At 49.7% G+C, this 19,392-nt stretch carries 23 protein-coding genes; 1 reads left to right on the forward strand and 22 read right to left on the reverse strand.

The window, feature by feature from the left end; genetic code table 11:
* The first annotated feature begins 157 nt into the window (after nt 1–157).
* On the forward strand, nt 158–409 hold the full coding sequence (locus tag ACOQOZ_RS09340) for a hypothetical protein (RefSeq protein WP_420591999.1): 252 nt from the start codon (nt 158–160) through the stop codon (nt 407–409).
* A gap of 29 nt (nt 410–438) precedes the next feature.
* Here ACOQOZ_RS09340 and ACOQOZ_RS09345 read toward each other — a convergent pair whose 3' ends face one another.
* The 22 genes from ACOQOZ_RS09345 to fliN form a co-directional block, all read right to left on the reverse strand.
* Nucleotides 439–681: a hypothetical protein gene (locus ACOQOZ_RS09345; protein ID WP_420592000.1), complete on the reverse strand. Its 243-nt coding sequence runs from the start codon at nt 679–681 to the stop codon at nt 439–441.
* 110 nt (nt 682–791) lie between these two features.
* A complete protein-coding gene (locus ACOQOZ_RS09350) occupies nt 792–1,166 on the reverse strand; it encodes a DUF2802 domain-containing protein (protein ID WP_420592001.1) in 375 nt (124 codons plus the stop codon).
* 9 nt (nt 1,167–1,175) lie between these two features.
* A complete protein-coding gene (locus tag ACOQOZ_RS09355) occupies nt 1,176–1,658 on the reverse strand; it encodes a chemotaxis protein CheW (protein ID WP_420592002.1) in 483 nt (160 codons plus the stop codon).
* Between the two features lie 117 nt (nt 1,659–1,775).
* Nucleotides 1,776–2,687 carry a chemotaxis protein CheW gene (locus ACOQOZ_RS09360; protein WP_420592003.1) on the reverse strand — a complete coding sequence of 304 codons (912 nt, stop codon included), beginning with the start codon at nt 2,685–2,687 and terminating at the stop codon, nt 1,776–1,778.
* On the reverse strand, nt 2,680–3,093 hold the full coding sequence (locus tag ACOQOZ_RS09365) for a hypothetical protein (RefSeq protein WP_420592004.1): 414 nt from the start codon (nt 3,091–3,093) through the stop codon (nt 2,680–2,682). Before ACOQOZ_RS09365 ends, ACOQOZ_RS09360 begins: the two co-directional genes overlap by 8 nt.
* 1 nt (nt 3,094) lies before the next feature.
* On the reverse strand, nt 3,095–3,880 hold the full coding sequence (locus ACOQOZ_RS09370) for a ParA family protein (protein ID WP_420592005.1): 786 nt from the start codon (nt 3,878–3,880) through the stop codon (nt 3,095–3,097).
* Nucleotides 3,881–3,975: 95 nt separating this feature from the next.
* The gene (locus ACOQOZ_RS09375; protein ID WP_420592006.1) at nt 3,976–4,662 is read right to left on the reverse strand and encodes a flagellar motor protein MotB; all 687 of its coding nucleotides are present in this window, start codon (nt 4,660–4,662) and stop codon (nt 3,976–3,978) included.
* On the reverse strand, nt 4,659–5,399 hold the full coding sequence (locus ACOQOZ_RS09380) for a flagellar motor protein (protein ID WP_420592007.1): 741 nt from the start codon (nt 5,397–5,399) through the stop codon (nt 4,659–4,661). The genes ACOQOZ_RS09375 and ACOQOZ_RS09380 overlap by 4 nt, the downstream gene beginning before the upstream one ends.
* Before the next feature lie 10 nt (nt 5,400–5,409).
* A complete protein-coding gene (locus tag ACOQOZ_RS09385) occupies nt 5,410–6,447 on the reverse strand; it encodes a protein-glutamate methylesterase/protein-glutamine glutaminase (RefSeq protein ID WP_420592008.1) in 1,038 nt (345 codons plus the stop codon).
* 18 nt (nt 6,448–6,465) lie between these two features.
* Entirely contained in the window at nt 6,466–8,721 is a 2,256-nt protein-coding gene (locus tag ACOQOZ_RS09390) for a chemotaxis protein CheA (RefSeq protein WP_420592009.1), read from the reverse strand.
* A gap of 12 nt (nt 8,722–8,733) precedes the next feature.
* Nucleotides 8,734–9,519 carry a protein phosphatase CheZ gene (locus ACOQOZ_RS09395; protein WP_420592010.1) on the reverse strand — a complete coding sequence of 262 codons (786 nt, stop codon included), beginning with the start codon at nt 9,517–9,519 and terminating at the stop codon, nt 8,734–8,736.
* A gap of 15 nt (nt 9,520–9,534) precedes the next feature.
* Nucleotides 9,535–9,921 carry a chemotaxis response regulator CheY gene (gene cheY, locus ACOQOZ_RS09400; RefSeq protein ID WP_068653960.1) on the reverse strand — a complete coding sequence of 129 codons (387 nt, stop codon included), beginning with the start codon at nt 9,919–9,921 and terminating at the stop codon, nt 9,535–9,537.
* 186 nt (nt 9,922–10,107) lie between these two features.
* The gene (locus tag ACOQOZ_RS09405; RefSeq protein WP_420592011.1) at nt 10,108–10,791 is read right to left on the reverse strand and encodes an RNA polymerase sigma factor FliA; all 684 of its coding nucleotides are present in this window, start codon (nt 10,789–10,791) and stop codon (nt 10,108–10,110) included.
* Nucleotides 10,792–10,841: 50 nt separating this feature from the next.
* Complete coding sequence (locus ACOQOZ_RS09410) at nt 10,842–11,660, reverse strand: MinD/ParA family protein (protein WP_420592012.1); 819 nt, start codon at nt 11,658–11,660, stop codon at nt 10,842–10,844.
* A gap of 6 nt (nt 11,661–11,666) precedes the next feature.
* A complete protein-coding gene (gene flhF / locus ACOQOZ_RS09415) occupies nt 11,667–13,067 on the reverse strand; it encodes a flagellar biosynthesis protein FlhF (protein ID WP_420592013.1) in 1,401 nt (466 codons plus the stop codon).
* Nucleotides 13,068–13,108: 41 nt separating this feature from the next.
* Entirely contained in the window at nt 13,109–15,331 is a 2,223-nt protein-coding gene (flhA, locus tag ACOQOZ_RS09420) for a flagellar biosynthesis protein FlhA (protein WP_420592014.1), read from the reverse strand.
* 91 nt (nt 15,332–15,422) lie between these two features.
* A complete protein-coding gene (flhB, locus tag ACOQOZ_RS09425; RefSeq protein WP_420592015.1) occupies nt 15,423–16,577 on the reverse strand; it encodes a flagellar biosynthesis protein FlhB in 1,155 nt (384 codons plus the stop codon).
* A 4-nt stretch (nt 16,578–16,581) separates the two neighbouring features.
* On the reverse strand, nt 16,582–17,361 hold the full coding sequence (fliR, locus tag ACOQOZ_RS09430; protein WP_420592016.1) for a flagellar biosynthetic protein FliR: 780 nt from the start codon (nt 17,359–17,361) through the stop codon (nt 16,582–16,584).
* Between the two features lie 7 nt (nt 17,362–17,368).
* Nucleotides 17,369–17,638, reverse strand: coding sequence for a flagellar biosynthesis protein FliQ (fliQ, locus tag ACOQOZ_RS09435; RefSeq protein WP_420592017.1), 270 nt, complete (start codon nt 17,636–17,638; stop codon nt 17,369–17,371).
* Between the two features lie 15 nt (nt 17,639–17,653).
* Nucleotides 17,654–18,424 carry a flagellar type III secretion system pore protein FliP gene (gene fliP / locus ACOQOZ_RS09440; protein ID WP_420592018.1) on the reverse strand — a complete coding sequence of 257 codons (771 nt, stop codon included), beginning with the start codon at nt 18,422–18,424 and terminating at the stop codon, nt 17,654–17,656.
* Nucleotides 18,421–18,855: a flagellar biosynthetic protein FliO gene (gene fliO / locus ACOQOZ_RS09445; RefSeq protein ID WP_420592019.1), complete on the reverse strand. Its 435-nt coding sequence runs from the start codon at nt 18,853–18,855 to the stop codon at nt 18,421–18,423. The genes fliP and fliO overlap by 4 nt, the downstream gene beginning before the upstream one ends.
* Complete coding sequence (gene fliN, locus ACOQOZ_RS09450; RefSeq protein WP_420592020.1) at nt 18,830–19,390, reverse strand: flagellar motor switch protein FliN; 561 nt, start codon at nt 19,388–19,390, stop codon at nt 18,830–18,832. The genes fliO and fliN overlap by 26 nt, the downstream gene beginning before the upstream one ends.
* Nucleotides 19,391–19,392 lie beyond the last annotated feature (2 nt).

Genomic DNA, 19,392 nt, shown 5'->3' on the forward strand with positions numbered 1-19,392 from the left:
CTAACAAAAAACACCGTATAGTTGCCACATAAGAATTACAAAAAGAAACAGTTTGGGAAGATCTGTTGATATGAAACGCCATAAAAGCGTCAAAGGGGCGACGCTTCTTGATAATACCATTGGACTAGCTGTGGCATCAGGACTTACTGCCATATCCTTGACGCAAGCACCCGCATTTCTCGATAGCGCCGACAAAGCGGCACTGCACTATATTCAGCAGTCTGAACGCTCTGCGGATAAGCTGTACCAGCAATACTCTCTGGCTAAAGGAATCGAAGTGGAAACTCCTCAGGTAGAACTTTATGGAGTACAACGCCACGAGAACCATGTGGCATCTCCATTGGGACAGTATTGCTACAACAGCAACAAGCTGGATGCTGATCTCTCTCTTTGTATCGCTGCAGAGTAATCAGCGTAACAAACAGTGTATAAAAGAGATCAGACGTTGACGTTAATACCCTGACGTTTGTAGCAGTAGGAAGCGTTACAGTAGATGGTGATCAGACGTCCTTTATCCGGAGTCTGAATAATGTACAGATCGGTAAAATCGGGGGTACGCTCCATAAAGGTCGCGTTGTGAATTTGCTGTGATATCAGACCGTGTGAAGCATCTGACCGCAAAGCCTCCGAACCAGTCAGCACACTTCCAGCCAGAATCAGAGAACTGAGAATAAGCTTCATAATATACCTCCAGGCATTGGCCACACTTTTCAGTATAGGAACGAAGATCTGCTCTCAATGTATTTTTTTGTTATAAGACTACGAAACAAAAGGTACGCACTCTTTCGCTGTTATTGTCTTTTCAGGGATACCAATAACTCTGCCTCGCCACGCGCCATACCACAGTTATCCACCAGCTCAGTGGCGGTTGCCCCCAGCCCAACAAGGCGGGAGGCCTGCTCGAAGGTCGCATCATCGGCATTGGGTAATACAGCCTTTTGCTCAACCTTCTGAAAACGTGACTCAATCTGCTTGATACGCCGCCCCATACCGATCGCACTGCGGCTAACGGCCTGGTTTGCTTCGTCAAGGGCCACCAGACTCTCATTCACCCTGGCCTGCTCTAACTGCTGTTGTCGCCACAAAGACCACATAAAGCCGCCAACAACGACCAGTAAAGCCAGATTTCCAATTAATAACCAATGCACCAGAGTCAGTGACGCCATGACAAACCTCTATAAACCTTGAAGTTCTGTCCACTCCTCGTCAGTCATGAGCTTCTCGAGATCCACCAGAATAAGCAGTTCATCATTTTTATGACAAACACCCTGAATGAATTTCGCACTCTCTTCATTACCAACGTTTGGAGTGGTCTCAATTTCTGACTGTCGCAGATAAACCACTTCAGCCACCGCATCCACGAGAATGCCAACCACCTGATTTTCCGCTTCGATAATCACGATACGGGTCTGGTCGGTTGTCTCTGATGTCGGCAAACCAAAACGTTGTCGGGTATCAATCACGGTAACAACATTGCCACGCAGGTTAATGATGCCCAATACGTATGGGGGCGCACCTGGCACAGGGGCAATTTCGCTGTAGCGTAATACTTCCTGAACCTGCATTACGTTAATACCGTAAGTTTCATTCTCTAATCTGAATGTCACCCACTGCAGAACCGGATCGTCTGCACTCTTGTTTCCGGCTATCGCTGACATAAAACATCCTCGCTAAGAAAGGTCAGTGCGTCAAAAACACGTTGAAACCTCTCTTAACTATAGAAGAGAGCACAAAGTGTACCAGCCGAATTGGAGTTTTTTTTTAACGGAGAATTTTCACGCCGGACGGGTGTTATCTTCGAGCATATCCATCAGGTTAGGAACGTCGATCAGAGCGCACATTTCATCGATAACGGTACCCGCCAGCCACGGACGTTTGCTGTTATCACCGCGCCACTTAATGGAGTCATAAACCAGAGTGATGGTGTCGCATATTTCCTGACAAGCCAGCGCCCAGTGCGAACGATCCAGCTGAATCACAAAACCGAATCCCTGATCACTGAGGCTGATACCACGCTCCGGCATAATGAGCTGAGCACTATCAACAATGGTGAGTTTCTGTTCGTCGCTTTGCCACACCCCCAGCGACCAGTCAGCCTGACCAAACAATGGGGTAATTTTATCGCTGGCGTTGTGCACACCGCCCAATAGCGATAAAGGAATCGCCAGCTTTAATCCGGCAACTTTGAAGATTAAACATTCGACCCCCTGACTGGAGCGCCAGTCCAAGGGTTTCGCTGCAAGCTCAGATTGCTGTACTTCAGCCTCAACCTGTAATGCAGGCTCTGCGACATCCTCTGTTACCGGTTCAGGCTCAGGTTCAACTTGCGGCAGCACTTCAGCAGTATCCGGAAGAGCTACTTCCTGGATAGGAACCGTCAGAGTACGTGATAAAGCCTGTGGCTCAGCAAACGCTGTTTTATCAACCGTAATCGGCTCCACTCTGGCTTCAACAGCGGGTTGCTGTTGTTGTAAGACAGAATTGGCAACCCGCTCTGGTGTCGATGATTCAATCGCCGTATCCAATTTGGCCTGTGGTGCAGTCACTTTAGGTTCGGGCGGCGTTGGCGTTTGTTGAGTATCAACAACCGTCAGTGTCTCTGTAGCAGTCACCAATAACTGATCAAGATAACCTTGCAGTACATCATCAACCTGATTGGCGGATTTCTGCTTTATCGGGTCATTCATACATTACGACCTTGACTGCATTACCGGGCGCCATGGTTTGCCACTTTGAGTCTTTCTGATGACGTTCTGCCAGTGTTTTCTGACACGAAGCCAATACACAATCACGCAACCGCGACTGCGGTAACACTTTAGCCAACTGAAGATTATTTAACAGCTCGGCGTAACGCTCGTGAGCCGTAAGACACTCAGGTTTTACCGCCAGTACCGGCTCTTTACCCGCTTCGATTGTCGTCTCAGAAAATTCAGTTGCTGGAAGTGTCGCTGGTGTTACGTCTTCAACCGGCTGCCCGGCGGTTTCTTTAAACGGCTCAACAGCTTCTGCCAGCATTGAGTTCCAATCCGCCGCGGCTGGTTGTGACGGAGTCAGCAGCTCATCAAGGTAATCGCCCAGCGGGTTGTTACTCATATTATCGCTCCGCCTGCTGGCAGGATTCTTCCAGCAGGGCTAATAAATGACGATAGGCCCGTACGCCTCGTCCGGCACTTTCCAACTGGTGCGGGAAAATCCCCTGGTGACTGGCATCTCGCAGGCGGGTATCAACCGGAACGGCCTCTGCCCACAGAGAGTCCTGATAGATTCGGCGCATTTCTTTTAAGGTCGTTAACGAGGCGGAAGTACGACGATCGAACAAGGTAGGAACAATGGTGTACGGTAAATTGCGGTTCTGTGATCGCATTACCATCTTCAGAGTATGAATCATACGCTCCAACCCCTTCATCGCCAGATGTTCGGTTTGCGTCGGAATCACCAGACGCTGACATGCCGCTAACGCATTAACCAGCAATACACCCAAAATTGGCGGCGTGTCCAGCAACACATGATCATAGTCATCCCATAACTGAGCCAGCGACCGTGCCAGAACCAGACCCATACCGTCCTGACCACTGACCTGACGTTCCAGTGTTGCCAGCGACGTTGTTGCTGGTAACAGTGAGACATTAGGCATGCTGGTCGGTTTTAACACGCTCTGGATAAATGCTTTATCTTTGTGGCGCTGCTCGAAAAACAAATGGTACAGGCTGCGCTCCAGACTATCCGGATCCTGCTTGAAATAACTTGTCAGAGAACCATGGGGATCCAAATCAACCAGCAACACCCGCTTCCCCTGCTCGGCGAGTAATCCGCCCAGAGAAACCACACTGGTTGTTTTTCCGACACCGCCTTTTTGATTGGCTATCGACCAGATTCGCACAAATTTCACCTTATTGTTTTGAGTCTTCGCTATGAAGATTGTTTAGACAAACAACATAACCTGATAGGAGAGAAGCAAATATCGTGTCAATTTGCTTAATTAGGGCGCGACCAGGGAGTTTCATTGTCACCCTGAGTCATAAAAATCACCACGCGACGGTTGCGGGATTTGGCTTCTGGCGAATCACCATCATCAACCGGATGGTAATGCGACATTCCCATGGCAGCCATGCGCTGCGGGGCAACACCATACAATGCCAGATTCTGAACCACGGATGCTGCACGTAAAGCTGAGATCTCCCAGTTACTGATTCCGCGGGCTGGAGTGTCATCGCTATGCCCCTGAACATTAATCGGGTACGGCCAACTGCGCAGGTGGCCAGCAATTTCCTCCATCAGCGGCAAAGCCTGGTCACGAATACGGGTTTCTCCCGGGCCAAATAACACATCGGCATTCAGCGACACCGAAATCCAATCACGCTCTCCTTCCACAATCATATCGTCCGTTTCTTCGATTAATTGAGTAAGTTGGCGTATATCTGCCAAGAGAGGCTTCAGACCATTTCCTTCTTCCAGTGGCGTTGAAAGCTGTGGCGGGGTGACCTGAGGGGGTGGGATATTATTAGAAAATACCGCTTCAATCTGTGAACGTATCGCGGCACCTTCTTCTTCATCAATCAGTTGTAATGCATACATCATGATAAAAAAGGCACACAGCAAGGTCATGTAATCCGCATACGACACCAGCCAGCGGTGTGGATCCGGGCCTTGTTGCTGACTCACAGGACAATACCCTGCAGCCGAAACCTCAGAGCCATCGGGTTCGATCCTTCTTTAACCGACAACAGTCCCAACAGCATTGCTTCGTAGTAACGGCGCCGAATAGCCACACGCTGACGCAGACTGTTTGCGATCGGAATAACCAACAGGTTAGCGCTGGCAACACCATAGAATGTCGCAACAAAGGCTGTGGCAATACCACTTGCCAATGCTTCAGGTTGTTGAATATTCGACAAAACCTGCATCAGGCCGAGAACAGCACCAACAATCCCCAGCGTTGGCAAATAGCCCGCAAGGTTATCCAGAACATTAATAATATCGAGGTCGCGCTCAGCCTGGGTTTTCAGCTCCAGTTCCATTGTTGCTCTCATAATGTCGGTATCGTAGCCATCGACCAATAAAGTGAGTGCTTTCTTAAAGGTAGGATCAGTTTCGGTATTAGCCAGGCGCTCAAGCGCCAGAATGCCATCGCGCCTCAGTGCATTACCGCAGGTGACGAGTTTATTCACCATACCGTCATAGGAATACTGGGTGGGTGCAACCAGCCAGGAGAGCATAGAAAAAAACGGACGGACATAAGAAGCCGGCATTTGCGCAAAAGCGGCAAGACCAGAACCTACAAATACAATCAGAGCGGCGGCAGGATTCCATAGCAACGCCAGACTACCACCTTCCAGTGCATGCCCAACAACCACAACCGCTACGGCTAAAAAAACAACGACCAGACTCCAACGGTCCATGTCTTTTCCTCTATCCCAATTCTTTGCTTAAGCGCGGACCAATATCCTGCAGCGCCAATACTTCATCGTTCAGACCTTCTTTAATGACTGCCAGCGGCATACCAAAAATTACGCAGCTTTCTTCATCCTGCGCCCATATCGTTGAGCCGGAACTCTTTAACAAGCGCGCGCCTTCTTTGCCGTCCGATCCCATTCCGGTCAGAACAATGGCCAGGGTTGAACGTGGAAAATGTTTCGCTGCCGAGGCAAAGGCAATATCAACACTCGGCTTATAGTTAATACGCTGATCACTTTCATGAATATGAATTGAGCCACCATTACGTTTATCAACCATTAACTGCATACCGCCGGGGGCAACATAGACGTGACCGTTTTTCAGCACATCCCCATCTTCCGCTTCTTTAACGATCAGCGGACTCATACCATTCAATCGTTCGGCAAACGCCTTGGTAAACGAACCAGGCATATGTTGAACAATCACAATCGGAGTCTGAAATCCGGCAGGTATCGATTTAAACAACGTTTGTAATGCGGCAGGGCCACCAGTGGAGGTACCGATAACAACGACATCCGTTTTGCCAACTGGCTTACTTCGGGCAGGTCGAGCAGAAACCGTAGGAGCAGGAGAAGCCTCCGACAGAACCCGGGACTGCTTACGGGCAACAGCCGCAATTTTATCGGTCAGCGCTTTTTTTACTTCTGCTGTACCTTTCGCCACAGCATCAAAATTTTTCGACAGGAAATCCAGAGCACCAGCGTCCAACGCATCCAGCGTTACCCTGGCTCCTTCAAATGTCAGTGATGAGAACATCAGAATAGGCACAGGCTGTTGCGCCATAATCGTCCGCACGGCCGTAATGCCATCCATAACCGGCATTTCGTAGTCCATGGTAATGACATCGGGCTTCAGCGACGCATTCATTTCAACAGCTTCACGTCCATTCGACGCGCTGCCAACCACTTCCATACGTCCATCGGCATTGATGATTTCGGAAACCCGGCGACGGAAAAACCCGGAATCATCAACAACCAGAACTCGAATGCTCATTCATTCCCCTTATTGGCTTCAGGCCGCGTTTATCGTTCTCGACGAGTAGTGATTGAGCATGCTCGGGATATCCAGAATCAGGGCAATACGACCATCACCAGTGATTGTTGCGCCCGCCATACCTGCGGTACCGTGCAACATTTTACCCAGCGGTTTAATAACCACCTCTTCCTGGCCAATTAACTGATCAACGACAAATCCAACTCGTTTTGTGCCAACCGAAACCACCACGACATGGGCGCTTTCATCAGCCTTGGCAAACTCCTCGCCTTTAACCAACCAGCGCTTAAGGTGGAACAGCGGGATGGGTTTCTCACGCACGACCACCACTTCCTGACCATCAACAATATTGGTTTGAGTCAGATCCAGGTGGAAAATTTCGTTCACACTCACCAACGGGAAGGCAAATGCCTGATCTTTCAGCATCACCATCAGCGTTGGCATAATGGCCAGCGTTAACGGTACTTTAATCCGGATACTGGTGCCTTTACCCATCTCAGAATCGATATTGATCGTACCGTTGAGTTGGGTAATTTTGGTTTTAACCACGTCCATACCAACGCCGCGGCCCGAGACGTCCGAAATCTGCTCTTTGGTCGAGAAACCAGGCGCAAAGATCAGGTTGTAACATTCATTCTCAGTCAGACGATCAGCAGCATCCTGATCCATAACACCTTTTTCGACCGCTTTACGGCGCAGAACATCAGCGTCCATACCACCGCCATCATCCTGAATAATCAGCAGGATATGATCGCCTTCCTGCTCAGCCGATAACACAACGGTACCAACACGAGCTTTACCGTTTTGTTCACGCTGATCCGGCATTTCAACACCATGGTCAACGGCGTTACGCACCAAGTGAACCAATGGGTCCGCCAGAGCTTCAACCAGGTTTTTGTCCAGATCGGTCTCTTCACCACGCAGCTCAAGGTTAATTTCTTTCTTCAGCTGACGGGCAAGGTCACGTACAACCCGAGGGAAGCGGCCAAACACTTTCTTGATGGGCTGCATCCGGGTTTTCATAACGGACGCCTGCAGGTCACCAGTGACCACGTCGAGGTTGGCAACTGCTTTTGCCATCGATTCATCGCTGCTCTTCAGACCAAGCCTGACCAGGCGATTACGCACCAGAACCAACTCGCCAACCATATTCATAATGTCGTCGAGACGCTTGGTATCAACCCGAACAGTTGCTTCAGCAGCCGGGGCTTCTTTATCCGCTGCACGTTTAGCCGGTGCAGCAGGCTTCGCAGGTTTGGCTTTGGTCTCTTTTTTCGCCGCTGGAGCCGCAGCTGCAGCAGGTTTTGCGGCAGCAGGTTGGGCTGGTTTAGCGGGCTGTTCTTTAGCCGGAGGAGGCGCAGGCGCCTCAGGGGCTTTAGCGTCCGCTTCAGAGTCTGTAGTCGCTGAATGCTTGCCTTTACCATGCAGACGATCCAACAACTCTTCAAACTCTGAGTCAGTAATCAGATCATCACCGCCAGATGGAGTCGCTGGCGAAAGCTTTTCATCGTTTGATTCTTCTGCTGGCGACTCTTGCTTCTTAGCATCGTCGGCGCTGATGTGCTTTCCTTTGCCATGAATCTGATCAAGCAAAGCTTCAAACTCGGCTTCGGTGATCTCGTCATCGTCATCGGCTGTCTCACCACCGATATCAAAAAACTCATCGCCACCCGCCGCCGGAGCTGCAGGTTCTGCCGGTGCAGCTGGCGCTTCAGATTTTTCATCTAAGGCATCCAGCAGCTGTTCAAATTCATCGTCTGTGATATCGCCGGAATCTTGCTCAGAAGCGGGTTCAACCGGGGCAGGCTCCTCAGCAACATCAGCAACTGCCGGAGCTGGCTCTTCTGCAGCAGCCGGTTCAGCGGCACTGGATTCATCTTCGGATTCGGGGAGCGCTAATTGATGCAGGCGCTCAATTAAAGCCGGATCTGCATTCTCTGGCTCCGCGCCGGAACGCACCGCTTCAAACATCTCGTTAACACTGTCCAACGCCTGCAGAACAACGTCCATCAGATCCGGATTAACCGTTCTGTTGCCGTTTCTGAGCGTATCGAACACATTTTCCGCCGCGTGACAGCAATCAACCAATGGGTTCAGCTGTAAGAAACCAGCACCACCTTTAACGGTGTGGAAGCCACGGAAAATGGCATTAAGCAGGTCGTTATCATCCGGGCGCTGCTCAAGATCAACGAGCTGCTCGGACAGTAATTCAAGAATTTCACCGGCTTCAATCAAAAAATCCTGGAGGATTTCTTCATCTGCATCGAAACTCATCCGTTAGCTCCTCTAAAAGCCAAGACTGGATAACAAGTCATCTACGTCATCCTGGCTACTAACTACATCTTCGCTGGATTTATCAATCTGCGGGCCTTCCGCCTCAATATCCCCATCCGCTGATGGTTCAGACTGACTTTCTCCAACCTCTAAGTCACTGTGGGTAATTCCGGTAATGGAATCGACGTGGCCAGCCATAGCCACCAGGGTTACCAAACGCGATTCAACGTCGCGGACCAGGTCCGCTACTTTGTGAATCACCTGCCCGGTCAAATCCTGGAAATCCTGGGCCAGCATAATGTCTGACAATTGACCCTGTAATTGCTGCGATTGCGTTTCACTGTTTTGTAAAAACGCCTGAATATCTTTGCTCAGAGCGCGAAACTCTTCCGGCTTAAGTTCTTTATTCAAAAATCGCTGCCATTGCTGCGACAGCTCACCAGAGCGACTCTGAATATCAGCCGCCAATGGCAAACTTGCTTCAACCAGATCCATTGTTCGGTTAGCGGATTTATCTGTCATTTCAACGACGTACGCTAACTTATCGGTCGCGTGTTCGATTTCTGAACCTGCGCCAATGGAATCAATTTTTAAATTTTTAATAGATTCATGCAGAGCACGGGTCAATCGGCCTATTTCTTCGTAAAGAGTACGGTCACGTACTTGATTGAGATCGTTAACCATGGCTACAGCTTTTCCTAAATCACCGCTTTCCAGCTGCTTTAACATGCCTTCGGCCAGGGTTTTCATCTCTGAGCCGATTGCACCGTCATCATCCGACTGTTTGATGTCTGACATCGCGTTGCCTTCCGGTTAGCCTTCGACTCGTTCAAAGATTTTGTCGATTTTTTCTTTCAACACTGCTGCGGTGAAAGGTTTTACAACGTAGCCGTTCACGCCGGCCTGCGCTGCTGCGACAATCTGATCACGCTTGGCTTCTGCCGTTACCATCAACACGGGCATGGACTTCAGGCGTTCGTCTTCGCGTACTTTTTTAAGCAGCTCAAGGCCTGTCATTCCGGGCATATTCCAATCGGTGACCAGAAAATCAAAATCACCGTTCTGCAGCATCGGTAAAGCGGTTGTCCCATCATCGGCTTCGGCCGTGTTGGTAAACCCCAGATCACGCAGTAAATTTTTGACAATACGTCTCATCGTAGAAAAATCATCAACGATAAGAATCTTCATATTTTTGTCCAAAACGACCTCCACTAGTCGACTTTGTATATTCCAAGTCGTTACTAAGATTTAGTGTAGACCTTGTTATGGCTTTATCCAGAAACAAGCTGGGGAGATTCGCGATTCTTTAACAAGAATATCGATTAGGCAGGGAGTGGCTGAGCACTCAGGTATAAGAGTTTTTAACAGGATTAAGCAGCGGGCGAATTATTCGATCCAGCCAGTCAGTCGGGAGCGTAACCGCGCTGCGGCCTGACTGTGAATCTGACTAACACGACTTTCACTGACGCCCAGAACTGCGCCGATTTCTTTCAGGTTGAGCTCTTCATCGTAATACAGCGCCAGCACCAGTTGCTCACGCTCTGGAAGTCCTTTGATCGCTTCAGCCAGACTGTTCTGGAAACTTCCCCTTTCAATACCTTCCAACGGATTAGGGCTGTCAGTTTCAAACACGTCGGCGCCGGATTCACTTTTCTCCAGCACTTCCTCGTAGCTGAACAGCCGACATCCTGCACTGTCCTGAAGAATCGAATGGTATTCCTGTTGAGAAATTCCCAGATGCTCAGCCACTTCACTGTCTTCAGCATCACGGCCTTTTTCGCTTTCAACCTGCTTTATGGCCTCAGAGATACGTCGACTGTTGCGATGCACTGAGCGAGGTGCCCAGTCGCCGCGGCGAATTTCATCCAGCATGGCACCACGAATACGGATACCGGCATAGGTCTCAAAACTGGCGCCTTTGCCACCGTCGTACTTACGCGTTGCTTCCAGTAAGCCGATCATGCCGGCCTGGATGAGATCATCGACCTGAACGCTATCGGGGAGTCGTCCGAGCATATGATGCGCAATCCGCTTAACCAGCGGTGCATGCTCGCGAACTAATTCATCCACATTGTGATTTTGAACTTCTGAATACACCAGACAACTTCCCGCAACCACGACTACGCTCCGGTTTCCTGAACCAGGCGATCAACAAAAAATTCCAGATGACCACGAGGCGTTGATGGCAACGGCCAGGAGTCCACTTTTTTCGACAACGCACGAAATGCAGCCGACGCTTTGGCACGTGGATAAGCTTCCACCACGGCTTTCTGGCGTTGTACGGCGCGTTTCACCGCATCATCCTGAGGAATGGCTCCGACGTATTGCATGGCGACATCCAGAAACCTGTCTGTGACCTTGGTCAGCTTACCAAATAACGCATTCCCTTCCTGTGGAGACTTCACCATATTGGCGATGATACGGAAGCGAAAAACACCATAGTCACGATTGAGCAGTTTAATCTGTGCGTAGGCATCAGTAATCGAAGTTGGTTCGTCAGTGACCACCATCAGTACTTCCTGCGCAGCACGAACAAAACTCATAACGGTATCTGAGATACCGGCTGCGGTATCGATGATAAGAACATCGATATCGTCACCAATATCGCTGAACGCCTGAATCAGACCAGCGTGTTCCATCGAGTTCAGCTGGGATAACTTCTGCGTTCCTGAGGAGGCTGGCACAATACGAATACCGCCCGGTCCCTGAACCATAATGTCCCGCAGTTCACACTCGCCCTGCAGCACATTTTCAATTGTTTTTGTTGAGCTGATACCCAGCAGAATATCGATATTCGCTAAGCCGAGATCCGCATCCAAAACCACAACTCGCCGGCCCATTTCAGCCAATGCGATAGCCAGGTTCACCGATACATTGCTTTTACCTACACCACCTTTACCACCGGTGATAGCAATGACTTGTACAGGGTGCCTAGACATATTTGGTTATGCTCCTTGTTGAAAACGAGACTGAGTTGCCAGGTGCATCGCTTCTGCCGCCTGCCAGCGGGTGCGCGCCATGCGAGCCATTTGTTCAGCCAGCTGAACCAGTTTGGCAGCATCCGGATAATGTACGTCATCCGGTATATGCGGGCCGTCGGTTACTATGGTGACTGGTAATTTAGTCAGAGCGGCAACACTCATTGCCGGACCCAGGCTGAAACACTCATCAAGTTTTGTAAATACACAGCCAACTAAACCAGCTGCTTTAAAATGTTCATAATTTTCCTGCAGGCAGCGCCCCTGACTGGTCAGAGGTAACACCAGCAATTTTTTCAGGCCGGAACCCGCTTTTTTAAGCATAGACAATTGTGTCTGAAAATGTGGATCCTGACTGGCTAATCCAGCGCTATCGATCAGCACCAGCTTTTTGTTCTGGGTTTTTAACAGTGCGTTTTTAAAGGCTTTTTCATCATTTACCTTATGCAGTTCAACGCCCAGTAAACGGGAAAAGGTACTGATCTGATCATGTGCAGCAACGCGGTAATTGTCGAGCGTGATTAATGCCACACTGTCGCGGCCATGATGAATCACAAACTGGGCCGCCAGCTTACCAATAGTGGTGGTTTTACCGGCGCCGGTTGGTCCAACCAGAGCGTAACGGCCGCCCTTTTCCAACAGTTCCGGAGATGCCACAGGTAAGTCACTGGCAATCAGTTGTAACGCCTGCTGCCAGGCATCTTCAAGCGATTCACCATCTTTGATCTGACTGGCAACACGATCAGCCCAGGCTGGCTCCAGACCAACATCCTGGCAACGTTGCCATAACTGAGACTGCTGCCAGGTCAAAGGGCGACTGGTATCCCAGGCACTGCCCTGATGGCTTACCATCCAGTTTTTTAATTCTTTCAGCTCACCACTCATAGCATGGATAGCGCTGTTATAACGCTCTTCAGATTGCTTAACGCGGGCATCAAACGCTTGCTGGTCAAACTGAGGGAGCTCAGGCTCTGCAGCCGCTACCGGAGCTTTGTCAGCTGCCGGACGATCAAACTGATTAGTTTTCAGGCCACGGAGTACTTCTTCCAGGCCTTCGGTCGAATTCAGATCGGAACGCTGGGCAAACTCAACACGTTGCTGTTGTTCACGGCTGGCGCCATCCGCAGCTCCGCCAACACGCGACTCTCGGTAAGCTTTGGCCGCTTCCAGTTCTTTCTGTAATTCCAGCTGGCGGGAAACATCGTCACTTTCGGCTTCATGGCCTGGTTGATAATCCAGAGCCGCAACCACTTCGAAGCCATCTTCAACTTTTTTGCTCGACATAATGACCGCATCGGCTCCCAATTCCTGAGAAACCTTGCGCAGGGCGAGCTGCATATTGGCAGCAACAAAGCGTTTCACTTTCATACCAGAACCCCGGTCATTAGGTTAAAGATTCGTGTTAGTTATCAATTATTTTGTGCGCCAACATTGGCAACGATGGTGATACTTTTGTTGTCAGGAATTTCCTGATACGCCATCACAGTCAGCGCTTCGATACCGTTGCGGATAAATTCCGCCATCGCTGCGCGCAGCTGTGATGTCACCAACAGTACCGCTGGCCGTCCTGCAACTTCCTGCTCCTGGGCAGCCTCTCCCAGAGAGCGCTGCAGAGTTTCCGCCATGCCAGGTTCCAGTATCAAACCGTACTGACTGCCTTGTTGTGCACTTTGCTGAAGAGTCTGAAGCAACAACTGTTCCAGTTGTGGATCTAAGGTGATAACCGGCAGCTCATCCGCGTTACCAAAGATGTTCTGGACGATCATGCGCGACAGAGACAAGCGCGCAGCGGATACCATTGCGGCGGTATCTTGACTCTGGCCACCCATATTCGCCAAAGACTCGGCAATAGAGCGCAGGTCACGCACCGGTACACTTTCTTTCAGTAAACTCTGCAGAACGTTTAACAGCTGGCTGACGCTGACGGTGTTCGGCACCAGCTCTTCGGCCAGTTTTGGCGACGTCTTCGCCAGCATATCCACCAGCTTCTGAACGTCTTCGTGGCCAATTAATTCATGGGCGTGTTTCTGCAATTTCTGGTTGATGTGAGTCGCCACCACGGTGCTGGCATCAACCACGGTATATCCGAGCGTCTGTGCTTTATCTTTCTGATCGGCATCGATCCAGAATGCGTCCAGACCAAAGGCCGGATCTTTGGTTGCCATACCTTCAATATCACCAAAGACCTGACCCGGATTAATCGCCAGTTCACGCTCGGGATAAATTTCCGCTTCGGCCAGAGTAACTCCCATCAAAGTAACGCGGTACTGATTGGGTAACAGATCCAGATTGTCGCGAATATGGACAGATGGCATCAAGAAGCCAAGATCCTGAGATAATTTACGACGAACACCCTTAATACGATTGAGCAACTGACCGCCCTGATTTTTATCCACCAGGGGAATCAGACGATAACCCACTTCAAGGCCAACCCGATCAACGGGCTCAACGTCATCCCAGCCGAGTTCTTTCACTTCCATCTGTTTAATGGCAGCTTCAGCCTGTTCTTGTGGTGCCGTCAAGGCATTTGAACTGTCACCCACAGCTCCACCGCTGCTCACTTTCGGCGGCATACCAAAACGCTGGGCAACCGCATCACCAAGCTTGCCCCCTTCCTTGCGCCAGTGAGACACATAAGCGGCAGTACCCGCAGCAGCGGCAGCACTGAGGAAAACAAAGTGTGGCATTCCCGGTACCACCCCCATAAGGAAAAGCAAACCAGCCGTCACACCCAATGTTCGGGATGAACCAAACATCTGGCCAACGACCTGTTCCCCCATCGCCTCTTCACTGCCGTTACGGGTAACCATAATCGCGGTGGCGGTCGACAGTAACAGCGACGGTATCTGGGCTACCAGGCCATCACCAATCGCTAACAAACTGTAGGCAGATAAGGCATCGCCAAAGCCCAGAGCGTGTTGCCCCATACCAATCGCCAGGCCACCAACCACGTTGATAATCAGAATCAGAATGCCGGCAACCGCATCACCTTTCACAAACTTACTGGCACCATCCATCGAGCCATAAAAGTCGGCCTCTGCAGCAATTTCACCACGGCGTTTTTTTGCTTCGTCCGCTTCGATCAGGCCAGCATTTAAATCAGCATCAATGGCCATTTGTTTACCCGGCATTGCATCCAGGGTAAAGCGAGCACTTACTTCCGAAACCCGGCCAGCACCTTTGGTCACCACGACAAAGTTAATAATCACCAGAATGGTAAAAACAACCAGACCAACGGCATAGTTACCACCAATCAGTACTTCACCAAATGCCTCAATCACCTTACCCGCCGCATCACCGCCTTCGTGGCCGTACAGCAGTACTACACGGGTTGAAGCCACGTTCAGGGCCAGACGTAATAAGGTTGCGACTAACAGAATGGTTGGGAAGATGGCGAAATCCAGCGGTCGCTGGGCGTAAACACTCACCAGTAAAACGACAATCGACAGAGTTATATTAAAAGTGAAAAACGTATCCAGCAGAAATGGCGGCAGCGGCAGGGTCATCATGCCCAGCAACACCAGAACCATCACAGGAATTCCCAGGTTTCCCTGAGCCAGTATGTTGGCCACCTGCTTAAGCTGGCCAGTTACCTGCTGTTTCGATACTGATTGTTTAGAAGCAACCGCCATGTGTCTTTACTACCCAAAAATAACGTCAGAAATTCATCACTGACGAGGAGTAGTGCAAGAAGCTTTCCTAAAATCACCAGTCGGTAAAAAATTATTGCGGTGACGAGCCGTCCGGGTCTACCCGCAGGTCGCGAGGGATTGGCATATCCGGTTTGCGATCAGGCTTCGGCCCCTGCCCTTTTACAAACATATCCATCTGATAGATATACGCCAACACCTGTGCCACCGCGACGTATAAGCCTTCCGGGATTTCTTCCCCCACCTTGGCGTGGGTATACAAAGCCCGGGCAAGCGGTGGTGCCTGCATCTGAGCAACGTTATGTTCTTTGGCGATTTCACGGATTTTCAGAGCAGTTTGATCGCTACCTTTGGCAACCAACAGTGGCGCCTGCATTGCCTCAGCGGAATATTTCAGTGCCACCGAATAGTGAGTCGGGTTAGTGATAACCACGTCGGCATCGGGCACATCCGCCATCATACGGCGCTGAGCCACTTCGCGCTGCAATTGACGAATTTTGCTTTTAACTTCGGGTTTACCTTCGGTTTCCTTAAATTCGTCCTTAATTTCCTGCATCGACATACGTAGTTTTTTGGTGTGGCTGTAGATTTGCCAAGGGACATCGGCTATCGCGATCAGCACGGTAGAAAAACACAAAAAGATAACCGACCAGATAATAATTTCGATGGTTTTATCCATCGCTGGTTTTGCCGCTTTATGCTGCAGCGCCATAGCATCTTCGAAGTAATAACTCAGCACCAGAAACGCAACAGTTCCTACCACCAGTACCTTAGCCCAGGCTTTAATAAGCTCAACCAATGAGTTCATCGAAAACATACGTTTCAGACCGCTCAGCGGATTAATCCGATCTAACTTCGGAGTGATTGCTTTAGTGGAAAATAACCAGCCACCAACACTTAAGGGCCCCGCGAATGCGGCAATTAACACCAGCACCAACCAGGGTGCCAGAGCCACACCCGCCTCAACCATTGCCGCACCCAACTGGCTGGACATAACTCGGGTATCAAACAATGCAGCACGTTCAAGATTAAAACTGGCCAGCGCAATATTATTCATACGTTCGGCCATCCATGGGCCAAACACTAATAAACCTAACGCACCAACCACCAGAACCAGTGTTGTTGCCAATTCTTTGGAGCGTGGTGCCTGCCCTTCTTCCCTGGCTTTTTCAAGCCTTCGGGGTGTGGGTTCTTCTGTTTTTTCCTGACTGGAATCCTGATCTGCCATTTGCCTACTGTCTCGAAGTGAGCTTTTTCAGAAACTCAAACAGAGTATCCATATGAACCTGAAAACCAACCGCCATTTCGCTGATATTCAGCCACATAATAAACAGGCCGACCACCATGGTAACTGGGAAACCCAGGGCAAAAATATTCAATTGCGGCGCTGCCCGGGTCATAACACCAAACGCCAGGTTCACCACTAGCAAGGCTGCAATGGCTGGCAAGGCAATGACCAATGCAGCTGAGAACATCCAGCCACTCCAGCGAATCATTAAACCAAAATCATTGGCGCCAAATCCCTGCATGGACACCGGAAATGTTGAGAAGCTATCGATCAGAATTTCGATTAAAACCAAATGGCCATTCAGCGAAACAAACACCAGGCTGACCAAAAATAAAAACCACTGCGACACAACAACAACCGACGCGCCCTGGCTGGGGTCAACGGTTGTCGCAATACCCAAACCGGTTTGCATCGCAATCAACTGACCAGCAATAACATACACCTGGGTTAACATCTCAACGATAAAACCAAGCGCAATACCAATCAGTAATTGCTGCATCACAATAATAAAAGAGGCCAGAGACAGCGCTTCTACTTTTGGCATCGGTGGCAATACGGGAACAACCACCAGCGTTATAGCAACGGCGAGAAAAATCCGGATACGCTGGGATATCATCCGCGTACCGATCAATGGCATCACCATCAACAAGCCGGAAATACGCGCAAAGGGAAAGACATAGCGGCTGATCCAGTGGCTGACATCCGTTACATCAAATTCGAACATAACCTGGTCAACCAATAATGAATGGAATATTCATATAAATCTGGCGGGTGAAATCCAAAACCGTGGCAACAGCCCAGGGACCAAAGGCAATAATTGCCAGCAGGGTAACCACCAGACGCGGCAGGAAACTCAGAGTCTGTTCGTTAATCTGAGTGGCTGCCTGAAAAGTACTGACCATTAAACCAACAATCAGACTGGGAACAATCATGGCACCAACAATCACCAGTACGATATACAGTGCATGGGTAAAAAGATCGCCGATTTCTGTTGGTGTCATTTTTATAATTCCCCGTTAGACCGTGCCAAAACTATTGGCAAGTGTACCCATAATAAGTGCCCAGCCATCGATCAACACAAACAGCATAATTTTAAACGGCAAAGAAATAATGATCGGTGACAACATCATCATCCCCATCGCCATCAGGATACTGGCCACCACAAGGTCAATAATCAGAAAAGGAATAAAAATCAGAAATCCGATCTGGAATGCCGTTTTTAGTTCACTGGTGATAAAGGCCGGAATCAGAATATGAATGGGCGTATCTTCTGGTGTGGCAATATTGGTTTCGCCACTGATACGAATAAACAAATTCAGATCATTTTCACGGGTTTGTGACAGCATAAACTCGTGAATGGGTTTAATTGCTCGTTCTGCGGCCTCCATTGGGGTGATCTCTTCTTTCAGATAAGGCTGCACCGCATCGACGTTAATCACTCGAAATACCGGGGTCATAATAAATAATGTCAGAAACAACGCTAAACCGAGCAGAATCTGATTTGATGGCGTTTGTTGCAAACCCATGGCCTGGCGAAGAATGGCCATCACCACAATAATGCGGGTAAATGAAGTCATCATGATCAGCAACGACGGCAGTACCGTCAGCACCGTCATAATTGCCAGAATCTGAATAGTTATCGTATATTCACCACCAGATTCATTAGCCTGGTAAACCATCGCCGGAATACCAATAAAGGACTTCTGAATTTCTGCGTCTTCAGCTGCCACGGGCAAAGCCAGAACAGCCAGGAACATAAACAGTGCTTTCATCATCAACCGATTCATGAACGCACCGCTTTTTTCAACAGATCTGAAAATGATAGCGCCTGTGTTGCCGCATCCGGGCTGGAGAGTGGCTCATCAAGTTCAGCCAGGCAGTTAATTTGTTGTGGCGTAATTCCCAACACCAGTTGTTTTTCTCCGACCTGAACAACCGCTACTTTTTCTTTTATTCCCAACGGCAATACCGCCAGAGTTTTCAGTTGGTCGCCATGGCCACCACCTAATGGCAGTGCACGGCTTTTTCCGGCAAGCCAGGCCAGTAACAGGATTAAGCCTACAACCAATACCAGAAATAAAACCACTTTACCGGCAGAAGCTAACGGATCAACAGCCAGCGCCCCTGCCATCTGACCAGAGTCCGCTTCTTCCGCCATCACCATAACGCTGAAGAAAAAAAGTAATCCCGCTTTAACGCAGGCGTTGAATACGCTCACTCTGACTCACCACATCCGTTAATCGAATTCCGAACTTATCGTTCACCATCACAACTTCACCGTGAGCAATCAAAGTGCCGTTAACCATCACATCCAATGGTTCACCGGCCAAACGATCCAACTCCACCACCGATCCCTGGTTAAGCTGTAACAGGTTACGAATCGGAATCTGAGTCGCACCAACCTCCATCGAAATCCGTACCGGGATATCAAGAATGACATCCAGTTCCGGACCATCCGGATCAGGATTTCTTGGCACACCTTCATCAACGACCGGATCCAGTGGCATTTTCTGAACATCATCGGATGGCGTTTCTCCGGCTTCTTCCATCGCCGCAGCCCACTCATCATCAACACTGCCTTCGTCGTCGCCGGATTCTTCCATCGCAGCGGCCCACTCATCGGCCAGCGCCTGTTCGTCACCGCCAGCATCTTCGACTCCCTGAGCAACAGAATCGGCTAAAGCATCTGCATCAAGGTTGTCATTATTGTCGTTATTTTCCGGCGTTATATCCTGATCATTTTCATCTGACATAA

Origin of the sequence: Bacterioplanoides sp., from assembly GCF_965219715.1 — a bacterium.
In the GTDB taxonomy this organism is placed as follows: Bacteria; Pseudomonadota; Gammaproteobacteria; order Pseudomonadales; family Oceanobacteraceae; genus Bacterioplanoides.